Source organism: Amycolatopsis sp. NPDC051045 (assembly GCF_040682955.1).
Lineage (GTDB): Bacteria > Actinomycetota > Actinomycetes > Mycobacteriales > Pseudonocardiaceae > Amycolatopsis.
On the sequence record NZ_JBFBCC010000004.1, the window covers coordinates 383357 to 400141 of the forward strand.

Below are 16785 nucleotides of genomic sequence, written 5' to 3' on the forward strand. Positions count from 1 at the left end.
GGCGGCGAGACGCACCACCCACCAGCGTGATGGAAAGTGAGACCCCATGCCGCCTCGGGCCTGTCCCTCCTGAACGGAGCGACCCTGCAGACGTTCGCCGCCGAGTGCACAGAGGAACTTCCCGAAGCCCAGCTGGGGCGATGGCCGAAGCGCGAAGGCCCCCGGCGTTGTCGTCTTCGTCTCCTTTGTCCCCGGCGCCCGCTACGGCTCGAGCGACCCACCCTCGGTATGTCCGGGACAGGTTCGCCTGGTCCTTTCGGCCGCCGGGAACGTGAAATGCCTTCGGTACTGCGGAATTCTGCGCCTGTACGGGGAGTCACGAATAGGGCTGATCGAACGGCGTTACTCCGGTCGCGCTAGTCTCAGCCCCACCTCGCCCGCCCCTGTCGAGAAAGGCCAGCAGTGGCACGAAAAGCGCTCTGACCTGGGGTAGCGCGGGCCAGCGACTTCAGCGTGCGGTATTGGTGACGGGACAACCCCCGCACAGACGGTGATCGGCCCGGCCCCGGATGTTCCCACGTCCGGGGCCTTGCTGATTGCGGGCCCGCGATCACTCGACAAAGTCTGATGATCACGCTGAGTCGCTGGATCTGTTTCAATGGAATCCGTCCCCGTACGACACCAGATTTCGAGGAGTAGAGGCCCGATGGCCGGAGTCGAAGAGATCCGCGCTGGCATCGCGCTCGCCAACGAGAAGGCGTCCGCGAGCATCGCCGCCCTGCAGCAGGCAGCGCAGTCTCTCGAAGAAGCCCAGCAGTCGCTCGCACAGGCGACGCAAGGGAGCAGCCAGCACGAAGTGAGCCAGGCACACGGACTGCTGGCGGAGGCCCTGCAAGGCATCAACGGCTTGCAGAGCACCGTCCAAGCAAGCATTTCCTCCGCCGACTCCTACTCGGCGCGTCTCTAGCCGGATGACGCTCGCCGAACTCCACCAGCTGCTCACCGCTGCCGTGACCGGGCTCGCCGACGCGCGCGCCCACTCCGAACGGGCCACAAGCCTGCTCGGAGAAGCCCGGCAAGCTCTCGTGGACGCCCAGGCCAAGGCCGATCCCTGGCTTCCTTCGCAGTACGCACAGGCCGGCGAGGGGCTGGACCAGCTCCTCGTCCGGCTCAACGCCGCCGAGGATCTGGTGAGCGGATACCGGTCGCGCCTGTAATCCTTCTAGGGGACACCTTTCTTGGGGACGCCGATGGCCAACAAGTCAGCCGAGCAACGCAACCGCGTCGAAACCGCACTCGACCGGGTCCGCCACCAGATCGGCCTGGTACTGGGTGCGGCGGCCGGAGCGCGCCAAGCCGCGGAGGCCGATCTCGCCAAACTCCAGCTGGAGCAGGAGATCGTCAAGGTCGGCATGAACCACGCCAGTGCCGAGCAGCAGAACGAATGGTCCCGCCACCCCGCCGCCCACGAGGTGTTCGCCGCGCTCGGCAGTGTGCGAAGCGCTTTCTACACCGACTGGAGCCAAGGTCCCGCCACGCTGCGGGACCTGGTCGCGCAGAACGCACCCGGCCCGGCCGGGCTGCCACCGGGTGACTGGCTCGGCACGGTCGGGCACAACCCCGGCCTGACGTCGCCGGGGCTGTGGCGCGTCGGCTCCACCACGGCCGCCGGCGGCGACGCCACCCGCACGTTCGACGTCGCCGTCCCGTTGCTCGACGAGTCGCACCTGGCGATCACGTCCGCACCCAAGACCCGGTCCGCGATCGACGGCATCGTGCAGAACCTGCTGATCCGCGTGCTCTCGACGTTCGAGCCGGGCGCCGTGCGCGTGCACCTGTGGGACATCGGGCAGCTGACCGCGATCCTGCCCGACCTCTACCCGCTCAGCCACACCAGCGCGCTCTCGCTGTACGACCCCGGCCGGCTGGAGGACCTCCTCGACGAGCTGGCCGGGCACATCCGCCGGATCCACTCCACCGGCATGGCCGCCGGGTACACGTCGCTGCGTGAGATCCGCAAGGCGACCCAGCAGCGGGGCGAGCCGTTCCGCGTCGTCGTGCTCTACGGCAACGGCGAAACGCTCGAGCCCGAACGCGCCCGCGACCTCAAGCGCGTCGCGAGCGGCGCGCTGGCCGCCGGCATCTGCCTGATCATGGTCGACGTGCCGACCGCGGTGAGCGCGCCCGTCGAAACGCTCAGCCTGCTCGACGACAAGCACGCGATCAGCAGCATGACCGGCACCGACCTGGTCGTCGACCTCGATCCCGCGATGCCGTCCGCGCAGGTGATCCGCGCCGTCGACAAGATCGCCAAGGCACTGATCGCCAAACAGGGCGGGCCGCGGTCGTTCGACGACCTCCTGCCGGCGGAGCTGGGCCAGGAGAACTCGGCCCGGGAACTCCGGGCTCCGGTGGGGTTCTTCGAAGGCGAGCCGATCGAAGTCGTGATCGGCGACGCGAGCCCGCACGCGCTGATCGGCGGCCCGTCCGGTTCGGGCAAGACGAACTTCCTCTACGCGCTGCTCGGCGGCCTCGCGGCGCGGTACACCCCGGAAGAGCTGGCGCTGTACCTGCTGGACTTCAAGGAAGGTGTCTCGTTCGCCGGGCTGGCACCGGGCCGCAAGGACGCGAGCTGGCTGCCGCACGCACGGCTCGTCGGCGTCAACGTCAACACCGACCGCGAGTTCGGCCTGGCGCTGCTGCGGTTCCTGGCCGACGAACTGCGCCGCCGGTCCGCGGCCGCGAAGGAACACGAGGTCACCAACCTCGCCGACCTCCGCGAGGCCGATCCGGGCGGGCACTGGCCGCGGATCGTCGCGGTGATCGACGAGTTCCAGTACCTGTTCGCCGGCCGCGACCAGGTGACCGCCGCGGCCACGCAGCTGCTGGAGGACATCGCGCGGCGCGGCCGGTCGCAGGGCATCCACCTGGTGCTGGCCAGCCAGGACGTCGCCGGCATCGAGGCGTTCTGGGGCAAGCCGGCCGTGTTCGAGCAGTGCACGCTGCGGATCGCGATGCCGAAGGCGCGGCGCGTGCTGGCCGAGACGAACAACGCGGCGGTCTCGGCGCCGAAGTGGCACGCGGTGATCAACCACGACTCCGGCGTCGCGCACGGCAACCAGGTGGCCCACATCCCGGACGCGAGCAGCAAGAACGTGTTCGTGCGGCTGCAGCACCGGCTGTGGGAGGAGTACGCGGGCCACTTCCCGCGGCCACGCCTGTTCGACGGCGCGCATTCGCCGGTCCTGGAACAGTTCCCGGCGTACCTCGACCTGAAGCCGAACTCGAAGCCGCGCGCCCTGCTCGGCCAGTCGATCGACGTCACCGAGACGGCGTGCGGCGTCGACCTGCCGCGGGCACCGGGCCGCAACGTCGCGGTGCTCGGGTCGGCGACGGCCGAGGCACTGTCCATCATGGACTCGTCAGCGCGGTCGCTGTCGCGGCAGTACGAACCGGGGGAAGTCGAGTTCGTGCTGAGCTGCCCGATCGAGGCGTGCGCCCCGGCCGCGCTGGAGCTGACCGAGCGGCTGCGCGCGGACGGCCACGCGGCTTCGCTGGTGGACGACCTGACCGGCGTCCTGGAGTCGATGACCGGCTCGATGCGCGGCGGCGCGAAGGTGCTGCTGCTGTACGGGGTCGACGCGGCCCTGCCGGCGTTGGAGACCAAGGCGGTGGGGCAGCTGAAGAGCGGGCTCGACCACCTGCGGGTGGTCCTGAAACAAGGGCCGGGCCACGGCATCCACACGATCGGCTGGTGGCGCAGCGTCGCCCGGCTGAAGGACACGCTGGGCTTCGCCGGCACCGACGACATCGGCACGTGGGCGGCGCTGGACGTCCAGGGCAACGAGCTGTCGCCGTTCGCGGCGGGTCAGGTCGTGCACTGGTCGCCGCGGCCCGGCCGCGCGTTGTTCTTCGACCGCACCACCCACGGCGCACCCGAAGTGATCATCCCGTTCCAGCGTCCGGAGAACGACCGATGACCGACGACGGCGCCACCGCGGCCATGCGGTACAAGGAGATCATCGCCCTCTCGCGGGGTTCGGCGGAGAACCTGAGGGCGTGGGAACTGGCCCGCGCGGAGGCCCTGGAAGGGGAGATCGAGGCCGCGCAGACCGCGATCGAAGCGGCGACCGAGCGCGAGGCGAGGGCGGCCGAACGCGCGACGCGCTGGTGGAAGATGGCGCTGCACAACATCCAGGGCCTGCCCTGGCTCGACCCCGGCGACGAGCCGCGCCCGGTACCGACGGCGCGGGCGGCCTACCTCGAGCGGTACCTCCAGGAGGTCAAGCCGAGCTACCAGGAGCTGGTGCAGGCGGTGCTGGGGCTGGGCTGGCGGGCCAAGCGGGCGGCGGCCAAGCGGGGCGAGCAGCCGCCGCCGGCCTAGACGTCGAACACGGTGTCGTAGGGGCCGTCGTCGTCCGCCGGGGCTTGCCTGCGCGGTGGCGGCGGCGCTGCCTGCCGGGGCGGCGGTTGCCGGACGCTCGGTTTCGCCCCGGCGGCGACGGCCTCGCGGATGGCGGCGGTGATGGTCCGGCCGAGCGTGACGGCGTCGAGCCGCATGGCTTCGGGCGCGAGCCGCACCTCGCTGACGACCCCGCCGGGCCCGGCGAGCACGGTCACGCTCCGATCCGGCGAGACGACGGTCGTGTGGCCGCTGCCGGCGATTCCGGCGAGCAGGCGCTGGTTCTCGGCCTTGCGGTCTTCGATCTGCTTGAGCTGCCAGCGCATTTCCTCGATGAGCTGGGCGTTGTTCATGCGGTCTCCCCGTTCCGAAGGCTCCAGGCCACCTTCGCCGTCGCTTCGGCGACGGCGGGCCAGGCGTCCTCGGATTCCGCGACCACCGACAGGATCACCACGGACCGGCCGTCCGGCAACGGGATCTGGTATTCGGCCGTGATCTGCGCGCGAACGTCGCCGTCGGGCAGGTGGAACTCACCACCGCTGATGGCGACGATCGCCGGGCCGATCGGCAGCCGCACCGGCTGTACCACCGCGCGCTTGTGGCGGCTGCGGTACTGCTCGGCCATCGCGGCGACGAGGGCGTCCCGGCTGCCGGGCGCGGTGTCCGGCCACTGCGCCACGCCGAGCGTCAGGGTGGCGACGTCACCCTTCCGCGGGCCGACGGCGAACTTGCCGAACACGCGGATGCCGTTGGCCTGCATGGTCGGCACCAGGGCCATCAGGTAGCTGCCGAACTGTTCGACGCTCGTCCCGGAGGCCAGGTTTTCGGCCACCATCCAGGCGTGCCCGCGGTTGAGCTTGTCGTCGCTGCCCACCGGCATGCCGGCGAACCCGGGCGGCAGGTCGATTTGCAGAGGCATCAGTTCCACACCTCGTCTTCCGCCCGCGCACGCCGGCGGTCCGGCGCGTTGTCGGCCTGCATCCCGGCATCGGCCGCGTTGGTCACCGCGACCACGGCCCACGGTCCGGGCCCGGCGACGAGCGTGCCGACGACCGCCGCAGCCTGGCCCATGTCCTTGGGAACCCAGTAGTTTTTGAAGTCGTCCCACGGGCTCTCGAAATCATCTCCCTGCGCCGCTTCGCCTCCCAGCTGGCCGGCCAGCGCACCATAGGTGGCGACCTTGAGCACGCTGTCGGGCATCATGGGATTGATCCCGGCGAGCGAAGTCACCGCACCCGCCGCGTCGAAGATCAAGGTCTCGGGTGCCACGTCGGCTCCGGCTGCCTTGGCGACAGCGTGCCCACCAAGTGCACCCAAGCCGAAAGTAGTGGCGACGAGGCTCGTGAGCTCACCGGCCGGCGGCGGGAGCACGTCGCTCAGCACGCCGAGCCCGTTGCCGATGTCACCGACCACGTCCGAGACTTTGGAGAGCACCTCGGCGTGGTCTTGGACGAAGTTCCACGCCTCGTCCACGCCGTCCGCGAGGGTGTTCGACAAGTCGGCAAATGCCCCGCCCACGGCGTCGGCCAGCTTGTCGAGCAGGTCCGGTTCGTCCGGCGCCAGCTCCTTCGCCTTCCGCAGCTGCTCGGCGACCCGGCCGGCGGCGTCCGTGTGCTCCTGCTGCAGCTGCTCCGCCGCGTCCTGGATGTTCTGGCAGCCGTCGACCGCGGTCTGGAGCTGCTGACCCGCGTTGTCCAGCAAGCGCTGGGCGATCTGGAGGGACTGCTGGTCCGGGAACGTCCGGTTCGCCAGCGCGAGGTCCGGGTTCGCCCGCGCCTGCTCGGCCGCCTGGGCCGCCGCCGCTGCCCGCGCTTCCAGATCGGCCGCGCGTTTCTGCAGGTCGCCCAAGCTTTGAGCCCACTGTTCGAGCGCGTCGGCGGCTCGGCTCATCGACTTGGCCGCGTCGTCGAGGTACTCCGGCAGCGGGCCGATGCGCCGGGCGAACGCCTCGCTCGCCTCGCCCTGCCAGATGCCCTGCTTCCGGACGATCTCCCGGAGCGAGTCGTCGGCCTCGGTCAGGTCGTCGCTCACCGCGCGGTACTTGCCGGCCAGGTCGGTGATGCCGTCGAGGTCGCCGGGCGCCGGGTCGAAGCCCAGGGCCGGGAAGTCGCGGGCGCTCATCGGTCGAGGCCGTTCAGGACGTCGGTGATGCCGCCGCCGGGCACCTGACCTGGGTTCCGGGGCTCGGCCTGCTCATCGATGCCCGACACGCCGCCGGTGTACCCGCCGCCGACCGGCCCTTCGCCCAGGTCCGCGCCCGGATCAGTCCGCTCGGCCAAGTTGTCGATCCCCGGCACCCCGCCGGTATAGCCACCACCCACCGGCCCCTCGGCCGGCCGCTCGATCAGCGGGTGGTTCCCCCGCACCGCGCCCGTGCCTCCATCCGGGGGCCCGTCCCCGAGCACCGCCGAGCCGAACTTCCCCAGCTCACCGCCGAACTGGGCCTCGATCTGCTCGTACTTCTGCTTCGCCACTCGAAGCCGCTCCGTCACCCCCGAAGCCGTCTCGCCCAGCTGCCCGATGCCGAAGCTCCACGCCTCTTCGAACTCCACCCCCGCTTTGCCCAGCTCCGCCGTTCCGAGCGAGCCGAACGCCCCACCGCCGCCGAGCTTCTTGTTGGCGTCGGCCATCTTGTCCGCCGCCGTGCCGAGGTCGTCGATGAGCTTGCCCAGCTCGTCGACCTTCACCGCATACCCGTCCACGCCACCCCTCCCCTTGTGGTCCTGTCCACCGTAGGACGGCCGTCAACGCTCCGCGGTTTCGTCGTCACCCGAAGGGGTGCACAGCAGAAGGGCCACTCCCGGGCGATGCACCCGGAAGTGGCCCTTTCCGCAGGGGAACTACTTCCCGCAGAGCTGCTCGAGGTAGTCGAGCAGGTCGTTGATCCCGTCCAGGAGCACGTTGCCCGCGCTCGGCCGGAACCGGACCACCTGCGGGTCGTGGTCGCTGGCCTGGTCGGCGAACTCCGCGTTGATGTGGACGACGTCGTAATCGATCCCGCGCGGGGCCTTCGACGCCAGGATGTGGTCCAGCACCTGCGACTGGCCCTCGAAAACGTAGCTGTACCGCTCGGCTTCGGGCACCGACGCGATCAGGTCCTTCAGCGCGCCACCCGCGGTGAGCGCCTGGACCGCCGGCGAGAACGGGTAGTCGTTCAGGTCGCCCGCCACGACGATGTTGACGTTGCGGTCCGCCGCGATGAGCTGGTCGACGAACCCGCGCAGCACCGCGGCCTGCTTCGCCCGCTGCACCTCGGAACTGCGCGTGGGCGGCTGGAACCGGCCGTGCGTCGGCTGGTCACCGCCCTTCGAGTTGAAGTGGTTGGCGATGACGAACACCGTGCGGCCCTTGAACACGAACTCGCCGGCGAGCGGCTTCCGGCTGGTCGTCCACGCTTCGTTGGCGGGGTCGACGCGGCCCGGCGACGCCGTCAGGTGCACCTTGCCGTGGTCGCGCACCACGCCGACGGGGGTCGTCGGCGTCCCACCCGGACGATCCACAAAGGACACGCGGGCCGGGTTGAACAGGAACGCCACCCGGATGTTGCCGCCCGGCTGGCCACCGTCGGTGTCGTTCACCGGGTCGATCTCGCGCCACTGGTACCGCGGGCCGCCCTTCGCGACGATGGCGTCGGTGAACCGCTGCAGCGTCTGGTCGGCCGCGACGACGCCGTCGTCCGCCGGGCCCGTGTTGTCCTGGATCTCTTCCAGGTTCACGATGTCCGGCGTCGCGAGGTGCGTCACGATGGCGTCGGCGAGCCGGTCGAACTTCGCCTGGGTGTCCACCGGGGACAGGTTCTCGACGTTGTACGTCGCGACAGCGAGCTCGCCGGAACGCTGCTTGCGCGTGGTCTCGCCCTGGAGCCCGTTGTCCTTTTCGGTGCCGAGCACGCTGGCGAGCAACGTGTAACCACCGAAGTCGTCGTACTCGACCGGGCCCGACGTGGTACCGGTCAGCAGGTCACCGACGTTGAGCTTCGGGAACGGCCGCTCGGCGAACGGGATCAGCGACTGAACTTTCAGCACCCCGCTGTTCAGCTGGTCGTAGCCGAGGTAGACGGTGCCGCCGCGCACGGACTTGTGCTGGTCCGGCTTGGTCGTCACGTACAGCTCGTTGAACGAGTTCGTCGGGCCGACGACGCGGGCGTCGGTGACGCTCACGACCTCGCTCTCGTGCGCCTCCCAGAAGTCCAGTGCGTACTTCGACGGCTCCAGGGTCAGCGGCTCGATGTTCCCGCCGGGCGACGGCGCGTACGTCACCGGCACGGTGTCGGGGTTCAGCACGGTCGACGCGGGCAAGGCGTTCCCGTGCGAGTCGATCGTCCACTGTGCACTGCTCAGCTCGGTGAGCGACTGGTAGTTCGACGTCGCCGGCGCGTCCGGGTAGAACTCCCGGACGGTGCCGGTCGCGGTCACCGCGTCGCCGGCCGCGACGGCCGGGCTCGTCGAGCCGGTGAAGACGAACAGGCCCTCGCTGGTGCGCGGGTCGGTGTCCGGATTCGGATCGGTGAGCCAGAACCCGCGGATCGAGCCGAACGTCCGGGTCGCGGTGACGACACCGGTGACGCCGGAGACCTTCTTGTCCTTGAAGGGCGAAATCCGCGTGGTGCCCTGGATGTCGTGGATCTTCGCCGGGGTCGGCGCCGGGCCGGGGTCCCCGCCGGTCGACTCGCCCGCGGTGTTGGTCGGGGTCGGCTCGCCGGCGGTGAAGTCGGCGGCGTTGTCGTCGGTGTCGGCGAGCGCGGTGCCGCGCGCGACGGACGTCGTGTTCGACGGCGCCGCGGCCGGGTTGCCCTCGCGCACGGTCGCCGTGCCGAACCCGACGAGGTCCTTGACCCGGGCGTCGGCGGCGCAGTCCGCGGCGGTTTTGCAGGTCAGCGCGGCGGTACCGGAGACGAGGGCGATCGTGCCGGCAGTGGCCGACATCGCAATCGCGCCGGTCGCGTCCGGCGTGGGCAGCGCGACGGTGCCGCCGGAGCCCTTGCCCTCGGCCACCAGGTAGCGCCCACCCGGCGCGACGCTGCCGGTGAGCGGCGTCACCTGCCAGGCGCTCGACGGGCTGGCCGAGCCGGGCAGGTACTGGACGCTGAAGCCGGCGAGGCTCGCGGCCGCCGCTCCCCGGTTGGCGAGCTCGACGAAGTCGCTGGTGAGCGTCGCTCCGGCGTTGCCACCACCGCCGTAGACCTCGGCGATGACCGCGTCGGCGCTGGGTGCGGCGAGCGCGGCCGGTGCGGCCATGCCCCCGAGCACCAGGCCCGACGCGACGGCCACGGTGAAGGCCGCCTTGGATCTGTGGGTCTTGGTCACCCTGAGTCCCCTTTGTGCTTGAACAGTCGTGGCATAGTCCCCCGAACAAGTGAGGAGGAGGAAGACAAAGATGCAACGATTGGTAACAACTACTTTCGTCGTCACTCATTCGGCAGAGCAGGTTTCGTGATCACGCTCGTCCTCGGCGGAGACGTCAACATCCAGGGCCGCACCACGCCCTCGACCGCGTTCGAGCGACTGAACCCGCTGCTAGAGGGCGCTGATCTCCGGTTCGTGAACTTCGAGGGACCGCTCGACGCGGCGATGGCCGAAGCCCTGAAGTCGGCCGGCATCGACGTCGTCTCGTGCGCCAACGACGCCGCCCACCCGCCGGCCGCGGTGCTGGCCGGCCTCGCGGTCCTCGACCACGCCGGGATCGCCCACTGCGGCGCGGGCGCGAACCTCGACGCCGCGCACGCACCCGCGGTGCTCGAGCGGTCCGGCGAAAAGGTCGCATTCCTCGCATACAGCTCACTTCGCCGTCCCTACAGCCAACCCTCCCCGGGGGTAGCGCAAGCGTTTGCGACCACGGCGTACCAGCCGGATCCCCACGTCGCGGAGATCCCGGGCCGCCCGCCGCTGGTCCGCACCACGCCGGTGCCCGAGCACCTCGACCGGCTCGTCGCCGACGTGAAGCGCGCGAAGGCCGGCAACGACCACGTCGTCGTCTCCATGCATTGGGGCCTGCCGGGGCCCGATCTGACCGAGTACCAGGTCGCCTACGGGCGTGCTGCGATCGACGCCGGCGCCGACCTGGTCGCCGGGCACGGGCCGCACACCCTCCAGGCCGTCGAGGTGTACCGCGGCCGGCCGATCCTCTACAGCCTCGGCAACCTCGTGTTCGACCGGCCGGCGATGCGCGGGCGGCACGTCGACGGGCTGCTGGCCGGCTGCATGTTCGGCGACGAACCCCGGCTCGAGCTCATCCCGGTGCGGCGGAACGCCGACAACGAGTGCGAGCCACTCGCAGGAGACGAAGCGGACAAGGTGCTGCGGTACGTCGCGGAAGTCTCGGCCCTGCGCTCCACCAGGGTGACCGTCCAGAGCGGAATCGCATCGATATCTGTTGGTGTGTAACGGATTGCGCGCAATCTGTGACAGTCGGACACCGGCTTGTCACCCATCCGGCGCATCTGCCTTAAATGCAGGTCAAGGACCGGAACAACCGGCGTGAAGCGGAGGTACGGTCTGCGTGAGCCGCCGGAAAGTGGCACAGACCACTCCCGGCAGCTCTCGATCGGCACGACACGGGGGGAGGGAGAACGATCATGTGGGGGCTGATTGTTCTCAGCTGCGTGTTCGTGCTGGTGCTGGGGATAGCCGCGGTCGTGGACCTTCGGGACCACGACCGCGGCGAGCACCGGGTCTAGCGCACCGCCTGCCTCCCCTTGTAGCGGCCGAGCAGCGTGCGCGCGCCGGCCAGCGCGACCCGCCCGGCGCCCTTCGCGCTCGCGGCCAGGACCGTCGTCCAGTCGAAGTAGTCGCGCCAGAGCACGATCCGGCCCGCCTCGACCTCGAACGTGCCGCACACCCAGAACTCCGCTTCCCACGCGCCGCGGCGCAGCACGTCGGTGCGTTCGGTGAGCACGACGTTGCCGTCCGCGGCGATGTGGTGCGTCCGCGCCTCGAACCCGGAGCCGAACCGGGCGAGCATCCGCAGCTGCTTTTCGACCGCCGCGATGCCGCGGGCGGGCGGCAACGGCACGTTCTGGTACACGATGTCGCTCGCCGCGAACGTCAGCGCGCGGTCGATGTCGAGGTCTTCGAGCGCCTTGAGGAAACCGGTCACCACTGCTTGGGGGTCTTCGGTCATGCCCCCAGGCTAAGGCTCAGAACGGCCGATCGCCCGCGATGGCGACGCGCTCCGCGATCCGGACGTGCGGGTGGTAGTCGTTGACCGCGTAGTGCTGCGTCGCGCGGTTGTCCCAGAACGCGACCGAGTTCGGCCGCCAGCTGAACCGGACCTGGAATTCGGGCGTGTGAGCCTGCAGGAACAGGTACCGCAGCAGCCGGTCGCTCTCGGCCCGGTCCCATCCGACGATGTGCGTGGTGAACGCCTGGTTGACGAACAGGGTGCGCCGTCCGGTCTCCGGGTGCGTCCGGACCACCGGGTGCTCCACCGGCGGGAAGCGGTCCTGCCACTGCGCGAGCAGCGCCGGGTCGGAGAACCGGTCGAAACCGGGGAGGTAGTCGTGCACCGCGGTGAGCCCGTCGATGCGGGCGCGGACGTCTTCGGGCAGGTTGTCGTAGGCGGCGGCCATGTCGGCCCACATCGTGTCCCCGCCGACGGGCGGCACTTCGATCAGCCGCAGCACCGAGCCGAGCGCCGGGTTCGGCCGCCAGGTGACGTCGACGTGCCAGATGTTCTCGTAGCCGGGCATGGCCGCGGTGCGTTCGAAGCGCGTGACGTGGTCGTCGTCGCCCTGCGGGATGAACGGGTTGGTCTCCAGCTCGCCCCAGTTCGCGGCGAACGCGCGCTGCTGCGCCGAGGTGATCCGCTGGTCGCGGAAGAAGATCACCTTCCACTCGAGCAGGGCGCGGTTGAGCTCTTCGCGCAGTTCGGGGGTGAGCGGCTCGGCGAGGTCGACGCCGTCGATCTCGGCGCCGATCACCCGGCCGAGCGGGCGGAGGGTGAACCCTTCGAACTTTTCCTGCGGTTCCCGGAGGATTCGGGGGCCTTCGACGATGCCATCCGCGGGCGTGACGGCCTCGCGCAGCTGAATCCGGGCAGGCAGATCTACGGACATGGTTGTGCTCCAAGGGATTCGGGGAATTCGGACGCCGGGTTCGCGTCAGGCGGGCGGCGAACCCAGGCGGCCGCGGCGCAGCAGGAGCTCCACGACGCCCTCCCCGATCGACCGCTCGGTGGCCCGGATCAGCGTGCTTTCCGAGGTGGCGGGCATGTGCTCATGGTCGTCTTCTTCCCGCCTCGCGGTCAAGACGTCCACTTGGTGAAACGCTGTTCAACACTGCAGGTCACCGCGATGCGGGCGGGCAGGAGCGCATGAGGCAAGATCTTCCACGATCGGGTGAGCGCCCTTGACGACGGAGGTCCCCATGCCGGAAGGCAGAGGCTCGCGGATCCGCAGTGCCAACCCGGAGCTTCGCCCCGGGGCCCCGAAGAGGCCTGACGGGCTGCGCGCCGGAGCCGACCTGCTCGACCAGGCGGCGGCCGCCGACGACAAGGCGGCGGGCCGGTTCGCCGAAGCCCGCGTCGATTCGACGCCGTTCGGCATTTCGCCGCAGGCCCGAGAACTGGCGGCGCGCTGGTCGGCTGCCCTCGCGGCCCGCGAAGCGGAGGCGCGCGTCCTCGGCGACGCGACGTCGGACCTGGCGGGCCGGCTGCGCATGGCGGCGGAGAGCACCCGGAGCACCGGCTTCCGGGGGCGGTTAGCGGTGGCACCGTGACCTCTGTCGGCGAGGTCTTCGAGCACCCGGCCCTGACGGCGGCGGCGTCACGGCTGTCCGCGTTGCGCGCGGCGGCCGGGCGTCTGGGCGTCCAGGATCCGGTCGCGGCACTGCGGCACCTCGACTGCTCACCGGCGTCGATCAGCACGTCCGCCTCGGCGGTCGACACCGGTGCGCTGGTGGTGACCTCGGCGCAGGCGGAGTTCCGCGCCGGCGTCGACCGCGCCGAAAACGGTGGCAGCGCCGAGACGTTCGGCACGTGGGCGGACACAGTGGACGGTCAGTACAGCGCGGCGGCGCGCGCGGCCGCTTCGACGGCCGCGTTGGGTGTCCGGATCGCCGAGCGGCTGGACGAGCTGGCGGTGTCCGCGGCGGCGCAGGTGTCCGCGCTCGCTTCGGCCGCCTCGGCGTCCGTCGACGCGGTGCTGGCGGGCGACCGGTCCGCCGAAGTGGCGAGCGAGGTCAGCGCCGCGTGCACGGCGGTGGTCCGGGCCGTGCAGGAGAAGGTCGCGGCGCTGACCGGGCTGGCGGCCGAGCTGGAGCCGTTGACGACCCCGGTCGTCCAGCTCAGCTGAAGTGCTCGCGGGCCCACTCCGCGAAGGGCCGCGCGGGATGCCCGGTGACCCGGGCGAAGTCGAGGGAGACGGGTTCCGGATCCTCGACGAGCGACGCCCAGTAGTGCACCGCACTCGCCGCGAATTCGGCCCCCATGGCGGCACCCAGCTGCGCTATCGCCTCTTCCGGCGGCTGTTCTGCCCAGGCGACGGGCCGGCCGAGCGCTTCACCGATGAGCCGGACCTGCTCGGCCTGCGCAACGGATTCCGGGCCGCTGACGAGGTAGATCTGCGTCGAGTGGTCCCCGGTGAGCGCCTTGACGGCCATGTCGGCGACGTCACGTTCGTGCACGACCGACCGCTTCGCTTGCCCGTATGGTCCACGGACAACGCCGGTTCGGACTTGCTGCGCCCAGGCGAGCGCATTGGTGGCGAGCCCGGTGACGCGCAGGAAGGTCCAGTCGTCGGTGACTTTTTCGACAGCGGCCTCGACGTCTCCCCAGACGCCCCCGCTTTCCGCGGACATGGCGGAGAGGTAGACGATTTTCTTGCCTTCAAAGGGTTTTAGGGCTTTCTCGATGCCGTCGGCGGTGAAGAAGGGCCAGAGCAGGTAGACGGCATCGACCCCCTCGGCGGCGGGGGCCGGATCGGTGACGTCGCCCTGGACGACATCGACGCCTTCCGGCGCTTTCGCGGAATCCCGGACGAGAACTCTCGTTGCCACGCCGGCGGCCTTGAGCCCGGCGACGACGTGCCGTCCGGTGTGGCCGGTGGCCCCGGTGACGAGAACGGTCATGTGCGCTCCTGGTGATCAGCTTGTGCCGACCACGGTCACACTTCAAGAGGACTTCAAGTCAACCGCAGGACGCGATTCGGTATCGGCGGACGCGAACCCGCACAGGAAGCGTTCGCGACGGTGGAGCGCTACTCGCCGAACTCCGGCAGCCTGAACGCACCGGACCCCCGGCCAGCTGGGCTGACCGGGGGTCCGGTGGAGAGCGGTGGCGGTGGGATTTGAACCCACGGACGGGGATTAGCCGTCACACGATTTCGAGTTCCGAGCCTACCTGTCCGGAGTGGTCCGAACGGGTACATTCCCGCAGGTCAACGCGACCTCTGCAACACCAGCACCGCGTCCGAACGGGCACGAACTGAGACCCCATCTGAGACCCCCGGAGCTGGCCATGAGCGCTCTGCCAAGCCGCCAGTGCGCCGAGGACCGGGACCGGCTTTGCGACATCACCATCCCACGATGACCTCTCCGAGGCCGTGAGCCGTCGTCCCCCCGGCTGTCTTGTCAAGTCCTCGCCCGGCTCCAGAGCTTCAGGCACGCCACAAACGATTCTTGCGGCACCGCCTGCACCTTGACATGCCGCATCCCGACTGCGGGCGGTGTGATGCGCTCTATCCGACCCATATCTGGATGGGACCGGGCATCTGGATGTGTGTCCGGTCATCTGGATGGGAGGCCGGTTACCGACCACGGCGGCTATGGTGCCGCCCTCCTCCCCCTTCCGTGTGACACAGATACGACAGCCGCACACCATTACGACAGCCCGCACACGACGCCGCCCGCACATCCCCTAATCGGGCGAAGAATACGACCAGCCGATCGAGTGACGGAATTAACCATGCTCGGACTGAGATTTTGTCCGATATCGATTTGATCATGACGTCATTCGATCTGGTCATGACGTCATTTTTGGAAACTTCGGATTGCAGCTATGGTGCTCGCGAGGGCCTTCGGGGACAGTCCGAGCGCAACCCGCACGACTCCCCCGCCAGCCGGACGCGGCTGAACGTCCACACTTAACCTCCCAGACCCGGAGGGGAGGAACGATGGCCAGAAAGCGGTCGAACCGCGACTGCATCTGCGGTCGCACCCGCCATAAGGCGAGGAGCACAGGGGTCGCCATCCCTGCACTCCTCATCGCCTTGACGGCGTTGGTACACGAGGTGAACAGCCTCGTGCACGGTTTCTAGGCGGAAACCCGGAAGAGGGGGCCGACCCAAGAGAGTCTGCCCCCTCTTCTGCGCCTGCAGTATTGCACGGGCAACAAGCCTCCTACACGAGAAGCTGTTTTGGCTAATTAGAACGTTGGCCAGGGGCCGGGGGTCGAACCGGCGACCTTCCACTTTTCAGATCTCAGCAAGACCGTTCAGCTGGATTCGTCCGAGGAACGATGCCCTGGTCAGGGCGCTCCCTGGAACAGCAGCCACAGTCTGAACGGGCATGAACTGAGACGGAGATTGAGACGGACCCGTGGCCGAATCTGGTCACCCCAAGCGAGCAGGTCCAGGTCGTCGTGGAAGAGTCGACTGCTCGGAGAGCGGAGAGCATCATGCGTTGGCCTAAGTCACAGCTGATCAAGGGAGCAGGCTTCCTGCGCAGCCACCGAGGGTCGACTATCGCCGCGCTTTTCGTCCTGCTGGTCGCAGGTGTGTCGAGTATCTGGCTGCGTGCGGACGCGTGGGGTGCACTGGGTCAGTGGGCAGGGGCCTTCGGCACCGTGCTCGCTGTCACGGTCGCCCTGCGAATCTCGCAACGCGAAGCCGATGCAGCCGAGGAACGCCGACGCGCGGACAAGATCGAGGCCGAGCGTCTCCGGCGAGAGGACCGGAACGAGGCGGAAGAGCGCCGGCGTGCCGACGAAACCGAGCGGGAACTCGGTCAGGCTCGCCTCGTCGTCGCGGCCATCGACTATCCGTCCCCCGAACAGGTGATGAGGGCACCTCGTGAGCTCGGGCAGGATGCCTGGGATCTCGTACGGATCACCAACTACAGCGAGGCACACATCTTCAACCCCCGTGTCGAAGGTTTCGTGCACCAGAACGGCGGCACGGTCAACTGGACCATCGTCCTGTGGGACGACAGTTACTACGAGGGACCGCCCGATGTGCTGCCGACTGGCGAAGTAGAGAGGGTCCCGGTGTATCTAAAGTACGATCCCCCGGTCACCTCGGACATGTACCCAATGCGCACCAAAGTGATCTTCGGGTACACCGACGTCGCTGGGCGACGCTGGCGACGCATCGACCAGGCAACCCCGGAACGGGTCTACCCCGAGGACACGTTTCAGATCAGCGGCCCGGACTGGTACCGGGGCGATACGTAGCCGCACGTTCGCGGACAGGTCGAAGCTCTCCCTCGCGCGTCAAAGAAGCCCGGCCGACG

General features: G+C 69.5%; 16 protein-coding genes. 8 read left to right on the plus strand and 8 right to left on the minus strand.

Going from position 1 to position 16785, the window contains the following annotated elements:
- Positions 1-646: 646 nt before the first annotated feature.
- From AB0M80_RS12960 to AB0M80_RS12975, 4 genes are read left to right on the plus strand one after another with little or no spacing between them, the layout of a single operon-like run.
- Positions 647-907, plus strand: coding sequence for a hypothetical protein (locus tag AB0M80_RS12960; RefSeq protein WP_003056176.1), 261 nt, complete (start codon positions 647-649; stop codon positions 905-907).
- 4 nt (positions 908-911) lie between these two features.
- Entirely contained in the window at positions 912-1157 is a 246-nt protein-coding gene (locus tag AB0M80_RS12965; protein ID WP_364562995.1) for a hypothetical protein, read from the plus strand.
- A 33-nt stretch (positions 1158-1190) separates the two neighbouring features.
- Positions 1191-3920, plus strand: coding sequence for an FtsK/SpoIIIE domain-containing protein (locus tag AB0M80_RS12970; RefSeq protein ID WP_364562997.1), 2730 nt, complete (start codon positions 1191-1193; stop codon positions 3918-3920).
- A complete protein-coding gene (locus AB0M80_RS12975; RefSeq protein WP_364563000.1) occupies positions 3917-4324 on the plus strand; it encodes a hypothetical protein in 408 nt (135 codons plus the stop codon). Before AB0M80_RS12970 ends, AB0M80_RS12975 begins: the two co-directional genes overlap by 4 nt.
- On the opposite strand, the gene AB0M80_RS12980 is transcribed toward AB0M80_RS12975, so the two are convergent.
- The 5 genes from AB0M80_RS12980 to AB0M80_RS13000 all read right to left on the minus strand — a co-directional run bounded on the left by AB0M80_RS12980 (position 4321) and on the right by AB0M80_RS13000 (position 9648).
- Entirely contained in the window at positions 4321-4695 is a 375-nt protein-coding gene (locus AB0M80_RS12980) for a YbaB/EbfC family nucleoid-associated protein (protein ID WP_364563003.1), read from the minus strand. The two genes, AB0M80_RS12975 and AB0M80_RS12980, sit on opposite strands and share 4 nt — an antisense overlap.
- Positions 4692-5261, minus strand: coding sequence for a hypothetical protein (locus AB0M80_RS12985; protein ID WP_364563006.1), 570 nt, complete (start codon positions 5259-5261; stop codon positions 4692-4694). The genes AB0M80_RS12980 and AB0M80_RS12985 overlap by 4 nt, the downstream gene beginning before the upstream one ends.
- Positions 5261-6463, minus strand: a complete 1203-nt coding sequence (locus tag AB0M80_RS12990; RefSeq protein WP_364563009.1) for a putative T7SS-secreted protein — start codon at positions 6461-6463, stop codon at positions 5261-5263. Before AB0M80_RS12990 ends, AB0M80_RS12985 begins: the two co-directional genes overlap by 1 nt.
- Complete coding sequence (locus tag AB0M80_RS12995) at positions 6460-7044, minus strand: hypothetical protein (protein WP_364563011.1); 585 nt, start codon at positions 7042-7044, stop codon at positions 6460-6462. Before AB0M80_RS12995 ends, AB0M80_RS12990 begins: the two co-directional genes overlap by 4 nt.
- A gap of 138 nt (positions 7045-7182) precedes the next feature.
- Positions 7183-9648, minus strand: a complete 2466-nt coding sequence (locus AB0M80_RS13000; RefSeq protein ID WP_364563014.1) for an endonuclease/exonuclease/phosphatase family protein — start codon at positions 9646-9648, stop codon at positions 7183-7185.
- A 126-nt stretch (positions 9649-9774) separates the two neighbouring features.
- Here AB0M80_RS13000 and AB0M80_RS13005 point away from each other — a divergent pair, with 126 nt between their 5' ends.
- Positions 9775-10725 carry a CapA family protein gene (locus AB0M80_RS13005; protein ID WP_364563016.1) on the plus strand — a complete coding sequence of 317 codons (951 nt, stop codon included), beginning with the start codon at positions 9775-9777 and terminating at the stop codon, positions 10723-10725.
- Positions 10726-11014: 289 nt separating this feature from the next.
- On the opposite strand, the gene AB0M80_RS13010 is transcribed toward AB0M80_RS13005, so the two are convergent.
- Both AB0M80_RS13010 and AB0M80_RS13015 read right to left on the minus strand, forming a co-directional pair.
- Positions 11015-11461, minus strand: coding sequence for a limonene-1,2-epoxide hydrolase family protein (locus tag AB0M80_RS13010; protein WP_364563019.1), 447 nt, complete (start codon positions 11459-11461; stop codon positions 11015-11017).
- Positions 11462-11477: 16 nt separating this feature from the next.
- A complete protein-coding gene (locus AB0M80_RS13015; RefSeq protein WP_364563022.1) occupies positions 11478-12395 on the minus strand; it encodes a TauD/TfdA family dioxygenase in 918 nt (305 codons plus the stop codon).
- 310 nt (positions 12396-12705) lie between these two features.
- Between AB0M80_RS13015 and AB0M80_RS13020 the strand changes: the two genes are divergently transcribed.
- Complete coding sequence (locus tag AB0M80_RS13020; RefSeq protein WP_364563024.1) at positions 12706-13056, plus strand: hypothetical protein; 351 nt, start codon at positions 12706-12708, stop codon at positions 13054-13056.
- A complete protein-coding gene (locus tag AB0M80_RS13025) occupies positions 13053-13631 on the plus strand; it encodes a hypothetical protein (RefSeq protein WP_364563027.1) in 579 nt (192 codons plus the stop codon). The genes AB0M80_RS13020 and AB0M80_RS13025 overlap by 4 nt, the downstream gene beginning before the upstream one ends.
- On the opposite strand, the gene AB0M80_RS13030 is transcribed toward AB0M80_RS13025, so the two are convergent.
- Entirely contained in the window at positions 13624-14406 is a 783-nt protein-coding gene (locus tag AB0M80_RS13030; protein WP_364563029.1) for an NAD(P)H-binding protein, read from the minus strand. The two genes, AB0M80_RS13025 and AB0M80_RS13030, sit on opposite strands and share 8 nt — an antisense overlap.
- Before the next feature lie 1546 nt (positions 14407-15952).
- Between AB0M80_RS13030 and AB0M80_RS13035 the strand changes: the two genes are divergently transcribed.
- Positions 15953-16726, plus strand: a complete 774-nt coding sequence (locus tag AB0M80_RS13035) for a hypothetical protein (protein ID WP_364563032.1) — start codon at positions 15953-15955, stop codon at positions 16724-16726.
- Positions 16727-16785 lie beyond the last annotated feature (59 nt).

Bases quoted from the DNA above. Each gene is read 5' to 3' on its own strand.
- AB0M80_RS13015 (WP_364563022.1), bottom strand. From the start codon at position 12,395: ATGTCCGTAGATCTGCCTGCCCGGATTCAGCTGCGCGAGGCCGTCACG.
- AB0M80_RS12990 (WP_364563009.1), bottom strand. From the start codon at position 6,463: ATGAGCGCCCGCGACTTCCCGGCCCTGGGCTTCGACCCGGCGCCCGGC.
- AB0M80_RS12985 (WP_364563006.1), bottom strand. From the start codon at position 5,261: ATGCCTCTGCAAATCGACCTGCCGCCCGGGTTCGCCGGCATGCCGGTG.
- AB0M80_RS13035 (WP_364563032.1), top strand. From the start codon at position 15,953: ATGCGTTGGCCTAAGTCACAGCTGATCAAGGGAGCAGGCTTCCTGCGC.
- AB0M80_RS12980 (WP_364563003.1), bottom strand. From the start codon at position 4,695: ATGAACAACGCCCAGCTCATCGAGGAAATGCGCTGGCAGCTCAAGCAG.
- AB0M80_RS13010 (WP_364563019.1), bottom strand. From the start codon at position 11,461: ATGACCGAAGACCCCCAAGCAGTGGTGACCGGTTTCCTCAAGGCGCTC.
- AB0M80_RS12970 (WP_364562997.1), top strand. From the start codon at position 1,191: ATGGCCAACAAGTCAGCCGAGCAACGCAACCGCGTCGAAACCGCACTC.
- AB0M80_RS12960 (WP_003056176.1), top strand. From the start codon at position 647: ATGGCCGGAGTCGAAGAGATCCGCGCTGGCATCGCGCTCGCCAACGAG.
- AB0M80_RS12975 (WP_364563000.1), top strand. From the start codon at position 3,917: ATGACCGACGACGGCGCCACCGCGGCCATGCGGTACAAGGAGATCATC.
- AB0M80_RS13030 (WP_364563029.1), bottom strand. From the start codon at position 14,406: ATGACCGTTCTCGTCACCGGGGCCACCGGCCACACCGGACGGCACGTC.
- AB0M80_RS13020 (WP_364563024.1), top strand. From the start codon at position 12,706: ATGCCGGAAGGCAGAGGCTCGCGGATCCGCAGTGCCAACCCGGAGCTT.
- AB0M80_RS12965 (WP_364562995.1), top strand. From the start codon at position 912: ATGACGCTCGCCGAACTCCACCAGCTGCTCACCGCTGCCGTGACCGGG.